This is a genomic window from Acetivibrio mesophilus, assembly GCF_004102745.1.
GTDB lineage: Bacteria > Bacillota > Clostridia > Acetivibrionales > Acetivibrionaceae > Hungateiclostridium > Hungateiclostridium mesophilum.
This window is the reverse complement of the sequence record NZ_RLII01000006.1, coordinates 22,954-35,532: the sequence shown is the minus strand read 5'-3', so window position 1 is coordinate 35,532 and position 12,579 is coordinate 22,954. Positions and strand designations below refer to the sequence as shown.

Genomic DNA, 12,579 nt, shown 5'->3' with positions numbered 1-12,579 from the left:
TAATTTATCCTCCTATCTCACAACTCCTATTTCGTTTACTGCTTTTTCAAGTGTTCCATCTTGGGCCTGAAAGATTTTTTGATTTGCCTCATAAGAACGCATTATTGTAATCATATTAATCATTTCATTAATAGAATTGACATTTGATTGCTCAAGATAACCCTGCCTCACTATACCATCAAATTGCTGCTCTTGCGTATTCTCTGTTCTTTCCACAAGGTTTGACCCCATTTTCCTCAGTGTTGTTGCATCGGTAAAATTTCTTATTAAGAGTCTGTCAACAATTTGTCCGTTTTCAACAATCGAACCATCATCACTAACGCTAAAATCTTCCGAATTAATAGTAATGACACCGTTTTGGCCCATTACTGGATATCCTTCCTTTGTTACCAGCTGCCTATTGGAATTCAACGTAAATGAACCATCCCTTGTGTAGCACTCTCTGTACGCTCCGTTTCCGGCAGGTACCGCTACAGTAAAGAAAGCAGTATTGCAATTTTCAATCGCCATATCAAAGCTATTGTCTGTCTTCTGGAGCTGTCCCTGATTATAGTACGTAAATACCTCTCCTACATCATTTCCAAGCTGTACGTTCCCCAACCTTCCCGAAGGATTGCTGCTGGATCTGTCGTTTACTCGCCTCACCAGTGCATCGGGAAAGCTTTCCAATATCACCGTATCTTTCTTGTATGCAGCGGTATTGACATTTGCAAGGTTATTGGATACAACATCCATTTGCTTGCTGTTAGCCAGCATACTCCAGCCCGAAGTGTAAAGACCTCTAATCATGATTCAATCTCCTAAAAACGTATTTATCTAATTCAATTTATCTTACTTCTCCTGCAATATAGAATATCGGAAATTTATCGAAATGGTTTAATAGAAATTATTTTTTGGAAAGGTAATAAATAAATAAAAAAGGCCGGGTTTAAAACCTGACCTATCACATCTTCGAATTTAAATATAATTTACAGTGCTATCGCCCATCTCACTTTTCTCAAGGGCTTCTATATGTTCAAGCGCCTTGCCTGTCCCAAGAGCGACACATGACACTGCATCATCTGCAATAACAACATTAATACCTGTCTTTTCCTGTATCAGCTTATCAAATCCGTATATAAGACTTCCGCCACCGGTCATTACAATTCCACGGTCACTAATATCCGAAGCAAGCTCAGGCGGTGTTCTTTCAAGAACTGAATGCACAACTTCTACAATGCTTGAAATCGGTTCTTCCAGGGCTTCCATAATCTCAGTGGAAGTAACGGTAATCGTCTTCGGCAAACCCGATATGAGATTCCTTCCCCTAATATCCATAGATACTTCCTGTACTCTGGGGTAAACTGTACCGACATTGATTTTCAACTCTTCGGCAGTACGTTCCCCTATCATTATATTGTGTTTTTTCCTCATATATCTTGAAATAGCTTCGTCAAACTTGTCCCCCGCAACCTTAATGGAAGAGCTTACAACAATACCGCCTAGAGATATAACGGCTATGTCGGTGGTACCTCCACCCACATCTATTACCATGCTTCCACAGGCCTTTGAAATATCGATACCAGCTCCAATTGCAGCCGCTATCGGCTCCTCAATAAGATATGTCTTTCGTGCGCCAGCCTGCATTGCTGCCTCTCTGACCGCTCGCTTTTCCACCTCAGTAACTCCACTGGGCACACATACAATAATCCTTGGCTTGAAAAACTTAAAGGCTTTATTGCCACATACCTTGGCGATAAAATGCTTTAGCATTTTCTCCGTAATATCATAATCGGATATTACACCTTCCCTAAGTGGTCTTATCGCGACAATATTCCCCGGAGTTCTGCCGAGCATTCGCCGTGCTTCCTCTCCTACAGCCAGAAGTTTATTTGTATTTTTATCGATTGCCACAACTGAAGGCTCTTTTAATACTATTCCTTTTCCTTTTATATAAACAAGTACTGATGCCGTTCCCAAATCTATACCTATATCTTGTCCAAGCCCAAACAAAGCGCATCTCCCTTTCAAAACTGTATTGAAAACAATACTCATAATTAATATTATCATATTATTTTATTATTGCAACAATTTTTACAACATATGAGCAAAAAATCCGGCAGTGTATTTATCCCAAAATTAAAAGTCGGTTTCCCGACTTTTATGTTTGATTTGCTTTTATGTTTTATTTTACTTTTATCTTTATGCTTTTCCTTCCATACTTCCTTTATACTTTGCTTTTGTGGCCAACCCACCTCTTATGTGTCTTTCTGCTTTATTTTTGTCCAATACCGCCTTTGCCTCTTCAGCCAGGGCAGAATTGATTTGCAGCAATCTTTCAGTTACGTCCTTGTGAACAGTGCTCTTGCTTATCCCGAATTTCTTTGCAGCAGCTCTAACGGTCGCCTTGTTTTCAACGATAAAATTAGCAAGTTCCACAGCTCTCTCTTCTATATAACCTTTCAACGATACGCCCCCCTTACAGTTGATACTCTATTGACTATTCAACCAAGCTTGATATTTTTTTATCTATTACCGCTGACTTGCTGCCGACGTTATCGAAGCTGTCAAACTTAATCTATTACAGGCTATTTTAAGTCAGGTAATTTTGTATATCCATGCTTAAGAATTTAGTTCCTATCTGTATGCGTAAATTACATACCCTAAAGGCTTTAGTTGCTACACTAATATATATGCCTCTTTAAATTCACTTATGATTGGTGGACATTTTAAAATTGTACGATTTTGAATTGCTGCATAACTATGTATTTAAAACTTCAAGCAAATGAGTAAATTATTGTCTATAAACGAGCCTTATTTTGATTTCTCCTATAATTGAAGGAAACCTTTCCAAGGGGGATATAATAAAACTGGTTCAAACAGGCAGAATTGTTGGCGATCAAGAAACGAGCATGATGGGAAATCCTATTTTTAGACCCGGTGATGAAATGGTGCTTTTTCTAGCAAAATGTCGATTTTCCTATGCAAAAGATGTATATGACATCGTAGGAATAAGCGAAGGCAGATTCGATGTCATAAACTCAAAAATTTATGCGAGGGGACCAAGTTATATTAATTATGTATCAACGCCAACAGTAAGGAAAGAAGTTAAAAGATCTGATTCGATTGCCGAAATGAGTTATTACGATATTACTCACTTTGGCTTTACTGTAGAAGAGTTTGCCCAAAAGATTAGAGAATTAAAAGATTAGAAAGCATTAAAAAGCCGGTGGAGTTGTATATATACAACACTGCCGGCTTTTAATATTTCAAATACGTCTTACTGAACTAATATCTATTTTTTGTCATCCGAAGGCAACTGGAGATAACTCTTCGGGTCAACAGGTTTGTTGTCTTTCAAAACTTCAAAATGAAGGTGTGCAGGTTCTGCTGATTCAATTATTGCTGTATTTCCTACGCTTCCGATTATTTCTCCCTGTTTGACCTTTTGGTTTGGAGTCACCATGTCTCCACTGGCAAGATTTGCATACAACGTTTTAATACCGTTTTCGTGTTCTACAATTATTGTTACACCAAACCTTGGATCGTTTTTAACTTCAGTTACCACTCCGTCTGCGACGACTTTGACCGGAGTACCTCTGTCCGCTCTCAAATCCACTCCACTATGAGCGCGCCATTCATCCAAAGTTTTTGAATAAACCAGCCTGTCCATAGCATACTCAAAGGTTACTTCTCCAAAAACAGGCATTGCAAACGTCACGTTCTTGTTGCTCTCAGTCTTGCCTTCGGACTTGCTTGCGGATTTTTCTGCTGTCTTCACTGCTTCAACCTTCTCGCCCTGAGCCTCTGTCTTTGACTGTGTCTCTGCTTTCTGAGGCTTGGCCGAGGGTTTAGGACTTTCTTCTGCTTTAGGACTTGCCGCCGGGCTAGATGGCTTTATCACTTCGATTGCCTCTCCCGATGTCTCTGTCGCACTTTCGGCGTCAGAACCATCCTGCGGTAATAAGTAAGTACTGTTGCTTGCGTTTTCATTAATTATGCTGCTTGCCATGTCCGGTGAGATTATATCTTCTTCACCGATATCCTTTGATGAGCGTACGTTATGTGCTGTAATTAGCGCTGCTGTGGCTCCGATGACGGTTATACATAATACCAAAACAATATAAAATCCTTTTTTATCAAGAAAATCCAAAACCTTCTTTTGTGAAATCTTCTTATCAGGAAACATTTTTTTAAAATCCACTTTTTCCACCTCCATATATTATTGTTACCGCATATGGCAGCAATATACATGGATAAGAAAAAATATTTAATCTTTTCGCTACTTGCTATCCAATTCGATATTCTCGATAGTGTCAAGGGATATCCCCGTATAATAGTGCTTTAAAATCTCCTCATACGTTCCGCCGTTTTTAGCCAGGCTATTTGCTCCCCATTGGCTCATCCCGACTCCATGACCGTATCCGATTGTTGTTATTATGACTTCATTGTTATCTCCCTTTTCAATATTGAAATTTGTAGATCTAAGGCCCAATAGGGACCTCAGCTGTGTCCCCTTAATGACCACATCCTCTATCCTAATTTCCTTTACCCTTCCCGCTCGGGTTCTCTCCAATATCTCAATCTCTTCCAAAAGGTCTTCCGCTTCTATTTCTATATCCGGGTATTCTTCCTTTAGTTTTTTTGTTATTTCCTCTTCCTTAAACACCGTCTCAACCTTATATCCCGAACTTTTATCTTCACCTTCACTTTTCACGCTCTTTAGATAGGGTACTTTTGTGCCCTCCCAGACATCTTCCGCATTCTCGGTCATCCCTCCGCTGTTTGCGTGGAATACGGGATTTACCACCTTTTTATCATACAAAATGATTATCCCCTCGGTTTCCCTTACAGCCCTCTCAATTTTGCCCCAGTTGTCAAAGGCTTTGAGTGTTCCCCACTTCGCCATTGCATCGTCCTTTTTTATCCATGCCTGACAATGTGCCGAGTCGGTACAGATATCCGCCCCCTTATGGGTATCATCCTTTGGTGAATAGATTTTTTTCATTCTTCCGTATACATAGGTACGGGCAGCAATAGCCTGTGCCTTAAGAGCTTCCAACTCAAAATCCGCAGGCATTTCAGCAGCCACCACGCCCATGAGATACTCTTCTAGGGACATTTCCTCCACTTCATCCTGTCCCTTTATGTATACCTTTAGTTTCATATCCTCTTTTTCTTCGGGCACAATATCCTCAATTACTGTACTGCACCCCCTCACGATAATTAGAGGAAGTATGACCACTATTATTGTCATTAATAAAACATATCTAACGAATCTTTTCATTGTCTATACCTTTTCCTGGTGTTTGGTAGATTCTTCCTTGCAATGCATGTCAATACTAATAAATATGATTCTTTATCTTCACTTATTCTTCTTTAGTGACAATGAAAAGTAATAGAAAGGATACTATGATTAAAGGACGAAGGGAATACCCCATCGTCCTTTAATATGTACAGCACGAAGTTCTTTTGATTGTGTTTCTTTTCACCTTAATGAAATTTTACTATTCATCTTCTACTCTTTGAATGTTTGCTCCAAGGGAATTGAGCTTTTCGTCTATTCTTACATAGCCTCTTTCGATATGCTCTATTTCCGTAACCTCGGTAACGCCTTCTGCCACAAGGCCTGCCAATATAAGTGCAGCGCCAGCCCTTAAGTCTGTTGCCCTTACCTTTGCCCCCGTAAGCTTAGGCTTGCCTTCAATAATCGCGCTTCTTCCTTCGATTTTAACATTTGCTCCCATTCTTTTGAGCTCCGCCAAGTGCATAAACCTGTTTTCGAAAATGGTCTCAATAACCATACTGGTTCCGTCTGCTTTGGTCATCAAAGAAGTCATCTGCGCCTGCATATCGGTTGGGAAACCAGGATAGGGATGTGTTTTTATATCAATAGGCTTTATTATATCATTGGCTCTTACATGTATACTTGAGAGCTCCTCAGATACCTCAACGCCTGCTTCCCTCAGCTTTGCAGTAATCGGCTTTACGTGATCGGGTAAAATATTCTCAATAATCACATCTCCGCCAGTTACTGCTGCAGCGACCATAAATGTCCCTGCTTCAATTCTGTCGGGTATTACTGCGTGATTGGTTCCACTCAAGCTGTGGACACCGTGTATCTTAATTGTATCGGTGCCTGCCCCCTTAATGTCAGCTCCCATAGCAGTAAGATAAGTGGCAAGATCCACAATTTCCGGTTCGATTGCCGCATTTTCAATAATTGTCTGACCCTCTGCCAAAACTGCAGCCATCATTATATTTTCCGTAGCACCTACGCTGGGAAAATCCAGATATATCTTGCTTCCTTTCAACCTTCCATTTACTCTTGCTTCTATAAAACCATGCCCCTGGTCTATCTCAGCGCCCATCGCTGCAAAGCCTTTAAGGTGCAAATCCACAGGTCTTGTACCTATGGCGCATCCTCCCGGAAGAGAAATCTTGGCTATTCCTGTTCTGGCCAAAAGCGGCCCCATAACAAGAATAGATGCCCTCATTTTGTTTACCAGTTCATAAGGTGCTGTTGTATTGATGATATCAGCTGTGTTAATGCGAAGCTTTGACTTGCTTTCTGAGAATTTAACGTCTACTCCGAAGGATTCCAGTAGATCACACATGATTTTTACGTCAGTGAGATCCGGAACCTCCTCAATAATACTTTCCCTGTCACCTAAAATTGATGCGGCAATAATAGGCAGCACAGAGTTCTTTGCGCCGCTAATCCTTACCTTTCCCTGTAAAGGCTTTCCTTCAGTTACAATTAATTTGGGCACGTCAATTCTTCCTTTCGTTTTTTATTGTAATTTATCTTTTGTATTCACCTTGCGCGGCTGCTTATATCAATATTCAACGGTTATCACAGGTGTCGCAAGCCATATGTATGTCTTATTTTCATAAGAATTATATCTAATTGCAATATTCATATTGACCCTTTCGCCATTTACCATTATTGAATTATCAATACCCGGAGCGAAAGCCGAAACACTTATTAAATTTTTTTCTGCAATACCGTTTACCTTTTTAGCCCCTGCACTTTTGAGTATTTTCTTACTCATTTTATTTAAATCTTCGTAATCCATCTTACCGTCAAAATATCCGGTAATACAGATATTTAATTCCGAATCAATTTTATACTTATTAAGTACATTAATCAAATCATCATGTATATCTTCAAGTCCAAATTCCTGCGGACCGGAAGTGAGGCTTACCGAAATGTAGGACTTTTCGGCATCTTGCTGACTTCTATTGGATTGGGCCGATATGTTTATCCTCTTTCCTTTGCCAACAGTGCCAATTATCTCTATTTTATCAACTAGGTCATTCGTTATAAGCCTTCTTGAATATAGGTCGTTATTCTCTACATTCATATCTTTTACAAGATTGTCCACCATCTTTGACAATTCTTCAAAGTTGTTTCCCGTTTTTGCCCATACGTAAAATTCCGTATTGGCAAGGGTTGCTCCCGAGGCTATAAAAGCTTCTTTAAGGGCAGTGGAAGAAGACCCTTTATTATAATATAGCTTTGCATACCCAATTGTAAATAGTATAATTAAGATTATTAGCAAATAAAAGTATTTTAACGAAAGTTTCATATATATCCCCCTCTTCTACCATTCTGTAATGCTTCTTTAGAAATGGACATAGCTATAGTAGAATTATTGCCTTTTCGCAAAAGGGATATACATATATTATTTTTTTATAGAACTGCTTGAAATTTTCAATTGCTTATAAGATGTGCTGGTCTATCAACCACCTCCTAAAAAGCGGCATTGAATTATTGTAAACATTTTTATCACGTAATACAAAATCGTAAACTAAATAGTTTAATGGAACAAAGGAGCTAGCTTCTTAATTAATATGTGGAAAGTGCCCTGCTTACCATCATTGAGCAGTTGGCTCTACTTATCATGGCGTCTTCATCAAAATATTTATACAAACTGTCATTAACCGATAAAATCCCAACATCAAACATTCTTTTAACTGATTTGCTGTACCATTTGTCCGGAGTTAATTTTGAATAAATCCCATTTTTTGTAGTTTTAAATTCAAACGCTCTCCCAATAACCGAGCAAGCTTCAGCCAAGGTTATAGGACGATCGGGTCTTACTGTCCCGTCTTCATAGCCTGAAATCAGTCCGTGTTTTGATGCAATAAGTAATATATTCCTTGCCCAATGTCCGTCAATATCGGTAAACCCAGCAGTATTCTCCGCCGTCCCCTCAATATTTAATGCTTTTACCAGAAGAACCATAAACTCTGCTCTGGTAATCTCACTATCGGGTCTGAAGGAACCATCCGGCATTCCGTTTACAATTCCTGCGCCATGGAGATGAGTAATATACTCCTCGGCTTCAATTCCTCTTATGTCGTTAAAAGGTATCCAATCAGCATCATCAATGTTTGAAAGGATTATCCTTAACGGCGGAACTGCACCGGTCAAGTCGTAATCGATGTATGCCCTAGATGCTTCGGTAGTCGTCTCATACCCTATATGCAGCGTTTTGCCGTTTACTAGGTAATAGTGGGTAATGGCAATACCTTTGTCTCTATTTTTCTCTTTATCCTCATCAGACCACTTTAGTGTAATTCTTATTTTGTTTTCATCTATTTGCCGTGTCTCATACAAAGCTCCATGAGCATTGACATTTTGCATGCTCACAAAGAAACTAAGCAATATAATTATTATGCGCAGACATACAGTCTTTATATTCATTATTTCCTACCTCAAATCCTCTTTTTTAGAGTGCAAATTCACCTTGTTTTTTATTCCAATTCTCCAACATATACCAACAGTTTTTCAATAAGTGCAAGAACTTCATGTCTTTTCACCGGCTCATCGGTCATGGCTACTTTATCGCCATCTCTTACCAGTTCGAATCCATTTTCTTCAATGAACGCTGATTTGGCTTTGGTATCCAATAACTTTCCGGTTTTTAGTTCAAACAGCCTGATTATCATTTTGTAAGACTCGCCCACAGTGCAGTTTCTGCTTGAAGCCTTAATATCACCGGAGCTTATAAATCCAGCTTTCAAAGCCTTATTCATAAAATCGCTTCCATACTCGTAATCCAAGGCATCCAACATGAACTTTACTGTGTCGCCCAAAGATGCATAATTATCCGGTTCGAAGAGCCTTGAAGATACACTCTTAAGCTCATGCACAGATGCAACGTTATTTATGCTGGTCTCATAGGGATGATAGTATATATCATCAAAAAAGTCCTTGTCCAATTCTGCTATCGCAGTATTTCCCAATTTAACGGTTTCAAATGCAAGTGTTCCTGTGCTTGTGTCATAATTGTAGTCATATGCGGTATTTAGCCTTTTCCACTTGGCAATTCCACTGTCGTATAAAAAGCCGGATGTCTTGCCCTCGGTGTACCCGTCGGTATCATCATACTCGGAAAGAACCTTGAGAGGCTTTAAGACAGAATCTAAAGGCAATACATTACCACCTTCGACTATACCTATTTCAATTTTTATCGTCTCAGTTTTAAATAACATGTTCTTTACCTTCGTCCCAGTATTCCCAAGATGAGAAATACATATCTCGTAATCCACTCCGGAAGCTTTTCCAGCGAGAGGATTGAAGCTGTCCGTTGTTATTGTGCCCGGTCTAATAACAAGGGAAATATCTTTCATTTTAAAGGTGACATTTTCCGAAAGCTCGGTCAGGGCTTTAAACACGCGGTCCGAAATCCGCATTCTCAATTTCTTATATGCTTGAGGCGGATCATTAAGCTTGACTACCACATCCAGCTTATTGTCATTTATTACATATTCTACAAATCTGTCTGCATCAACCCCAACTATTCTAACATCCCAGATTCCGTCCTTAACGGTATTTCCCTTTTTCACAAAATCTCCTGTAATGACATTATCAATATCCTGGTCGGAATCATAGTCATCACTGCTTCTTTTGGTCCTCACAGTTATGCTCTGGGTAGGGTTGGACCTCATATTTTTTACAGGATCGTAGGAATACAGCCTTGCATAATACCTATGGTTTGACAAAAGTCCTCCCACAGTAAACTCCGAGACCATTCCCACCTTGTATTCCACAGAATCCTTGTAGTCTATGTCACTGGCAACCTCAAGAATATATTCGATATTCTCTTCCTGCATCCACTCATATGTTATGCTGTTCTTTGTAATGGCGTCAATGCTATTCTTGATACCGAATCCCTTTGGCGTATCCGGCGGAATATAAGCAAGTGTCCTTACGAGATATGAATCACTCCATTCGGACTTTATTGTCTGGCCATCTTTGCTGACAGCTTCCGCCTGTACCCAGAAATAATACAGGGTGTTTGGAGTCAATCCTGTTATTCTGGTGTATATGGAATTCTCGAAATCTTCCGGAGTAACTTTCACACTCCCTGTTGCTTTATTGATATTGTCTTCAAGCCCATATTTTAAATAGTAATTGTGCTGCGGGTTCAATTCCCAGCCCAAATCAATGTACGTATCTCCAGCCAGATTATAGTTGAATGAAGGTACTACCGGCTTTTCTAAAGGAGGTATTATAACAGGATTTGTTGTAATTATTATTGGATCCGACGGTTCTGAGACAAGATTTGCACTAGGTCTTGCAGCCCTAACCCATATAACATACACTGTATTGGGCTCAAGATCGGTAATTGTAATATCTACATTGTGTTTCTTGCCGTCAGGATTTAGATCCGGGTTTTCCCATGGGTCATTTGGGTCAACCGGAAAATTGACCACCTTATTCGCCGGAAGATAATAGAGCTCCTCATAAGACATCCCTTCCCTATACTCGACGCATCCAACATTTATCTTTACGCCGGGATCATAGGATACTTTTCTGTAATATACATCATCAACAACGGATGTCAAAGGGTCAAAGGGAAGTATCTCACTATCATGAAGTTTCTCAGTCCGTATATATTCCCATTTGTTTTCAGCAAAATTATATTCTTCATACCATAGATTCTTAAGCTGTATAGTCGCCGAATTTTCTGTAACCATGTGCTGGTCCTTCAGATCCTTCTTTACTTTAAGAGGCGGCTTTGCCGGCACATTGGGCTGGTTTATCGGCTCATCGGTCGGAGTAATAATAACCTTTATGGCAGGATCAGATATATATTCAACATTTTGGAGTATATCATCAACATATTCGACAAACTGCTTCTTTGCAACTATTTTTAAATAATAGGTGGAATTGGGAGTCAAATTAGGAACAACGTATTTATATCCTAAAATAGTATCTCCGCTGATTATATTGTTACTGCTTCCCATTGTTATGTCGGATGCTATTTTTTTGCCTTCCGGGGGATTATCAATAAGGTTCGGGTCATCGATTATCCATATATCATAGGTAATATCGTTATCCACCTGCCCATCTCCACGAGTAGGGGCTTCCCACAAAATTGTCGCACTATTGGGCTTGAGTTCTTCTTCATAGCTTATTATAGTTTCTCCCGGAATCCTTTCAAACTTGTCAACCAGTACGGGAGCTGCAGGATGGAAAGGGGCTTCATGTTCCTTAACAATTACCCTCTCGGATTCTATTTTTATGCCATTATACACATCAATCCCATCTTTGGTTACAACGGCTCTAATTATAAAGTAGTGTTCAACCTTTCCGGGCGGAAGCGTGACGAAAAAATCGGTACCGTCCACGGCTGCCATATATTGCGCCAAGTCAGCAGAGTCCACTTCACCTCTATAAATTTGATAGCGGACTTTTACATTGCTGTCGCCCAATCCAGTAACCACAGGGCTCCATTCCAGCTTCCAAATAACACCCGAGTCCGCGGAAGATATTTTTGTTGTCTTAACCAGAATATAGCTGCTGACAATAACAGTTCTGCTATACTGATTCATCTTCAGTTCTGAATCATTTACATCAGGTTCAATTCTGATATAATAAACCCTTCCCGCATCTCTGGCAGTGTGAATATACTCCAGTTTTCCTGTCGACTCATTCACCTTGACCGGCTTATCCGCTCCTATCTGATCTTTCCCTATGTATATAGGTGGTGTATTGGTAAAATTGCTGTTTTCAGAAATATAAAGCTTATAATCTATCCTGCCGTTGCTGTTCCAGACATCATCCCATTCTATCTTAATCTTATTTGTAGAGATGGAATATGCCTCGACAGCTATATCAGTCAAAACCTTCACCCTGTTTGAAGCCGGCGATTCCGCGCTTCTGTACAACTTACTGTCCTCCGTAAATGTGTGATAGGCAGTCATATCCATATAGTAGATTGTACCTGAATCTAGCTCCTTCAAGCGGTATGAGTCGACATTGCCGGAAACGTCCTTTGCTTTTAAGGTACGAGGTCTGGCTGCCCTGTAGGGCTTTGAAATTTCCTGCACATAGACGTTAAGATATTTCGAAATGGCATAAGAGGGAAAAGTTATATTCCACTTCAGGTCCACATAATATTTATCAAATTCATTATGGCCAATGGCAGGCTCACCCAAATTTTGCGGCTCAATCCTAACCTTTGAAGGAGCCATCTGGGGTTCTACATCAATTGCCCAAACTGTATTAATAATATTAAATTGAAGTATAAGGCTTACTATCAATATTAGTCCGATAATTCTTCCAGCTCTTGGCATCTTCAT

10 protein-coding genes are annotated in these 12,579 nt (G+C 39.7%); 1 reads left to right on the top strand and 9 read right to left on the bottom strand.

Translation table 11 applies throughout. The annotated features are described in order from the left end of the window. Positions 1–12: 12 nt before the first annotated feature. The 3 genes from EFD62_RS06875 to spoIIID form a co-directional block, all read right to left on the bottom strand. Entirely contained in the window at positions 13–789 is a 777-nt protein-coding gene (locus EFD62_RS06875) for a flagellar hook-basal body protein (protein ID WP_069195659.1), read from the bottom strand. A gap of 168 nt (positions 790–957) precedes the next feature. Next, positions 958–1,992, bottom strand: a complete 1,035-nt coding sequence (mreB, locus tag EFD62_RS06870) for a rod shape-determining protein (protein ID WP_328590673.1) — start codon at positions 1,990–1,992, stop codon at positions 958–960. A 189-nt stretch (positions 1,993–2,181) separates the two neighbouring features. Further along, positions 2,182–2,445, bottom strand: coding sequence for a sporulation transcriptional regulator SpoIIID (gene spoIIID, locus EFD62_RS06865; RefSeq protein WP_069195657.1), 264 nt, complete (start codon positions 2,443–2,445; stop codon positions 2,182–2,184). A gap of 353 nt (positions 2,446–2,798) precedes the next feature. Between spoIIID and EFD62_RS06860 the strand changes: the two genes are divergently transcribed. Then, complete coding sequence (locus EFD62_RS06860) at positions 2,799–3,191, top strand: hypothetical protein (RefSeq protein WP_069195656.1); 393 nt, start codon at positions 2,799–2,801, stop codon at positions 3,189–3,191. 83 nt (positions 3,192–3,274) lie between these two features. Here EFD62_RS06860 and EFD62_RS06855 read toward each other — a convergent pair whose 3' ends face one another. The 6 genes from EFD62_RS06855 to EFD62_RS06830 all read right to left on the bottom strand — a co-directional run bounded on the left by EFD62_RS06855 (position 3,275) and on the right by EFD62_RS06830 (position 12,573). Further along, on the bottom strand, positions 3,275–4,183 hold the full coding sequence (locus EFD62_RS06855) for a M23 family metallopeptidase (protein ID WP_069195655.1): 909 nt from the start codon (positions 4,181–4,183) through the stop codon (positions 3,275–3,277). 78 nt (positions 4,184–4,261) lie between these two features. Beyond that, on the bottom strand, positions 4,262–5,266 hold the full coding sequence (gene spoIID / locus EFD62_RS06850; protein WP_069195654.1) for a stage II sporulation protein D: 1,005 nt from the start codon (positions 5,264–5,266) through the stop codon (positions 4,262–4,264). Between the two features lie 220 nt (positions 5,267–5,486). After that, on the bottom strand, positions 5,487–6,752 hold the full coding sequence (murA, locus tag EFD62_RS06845; protein ID WP_069195653.1) for a UDP-N-acetylglucosamine 1-carboxyvinyltransferase: 1,266 nt from the start codon (positions 6,750–6,752) through the stop codon (positions 5,487–5,489). Positions 6,753–6,818: 66 nt separating this feature from the next. Beyond that, positions 6,819–7,571 (bottom strand): YwmB family TATA-box binding protein, encoded by a 753-nt coding sequence (locus tag EFD62_RS06840; RefSeq protein ID WP_069195652.1) that lies wholly within the window; start codon positions 7,569–7,571, stop codon positions 6,819–6,821. Between the two features lie 260 nt (positions 7,572–7,831). After that, positions 7,832–8,692 carry an S-layer homology domain-containing protein gene (locus tag EFD62_RS06835; RefSeq protein ID WP_069195651.1) on the bottom strand — a complete coding sequence of 287 codons (861 nt, stop codon included), beginning with the start codon at positions 8,690–8,692 and terminating at the stop codon, positions 7,832–7,834. A gap of 50 nt (positions 8,693–8,742) precedes the next feature. After that, positions 8,743–12,573, bottom strand: a complete 3,831-nt coding sequence (locus EFD62_RS06830) for a fibronectin type III domain-containing protein (protein ID WP_235832589.1) — start codon at positions 12,571–12,573, stop codon at positions 8,743–8,745. Positions 12,574–12,579: the final 6 nt, after the last annotated feature.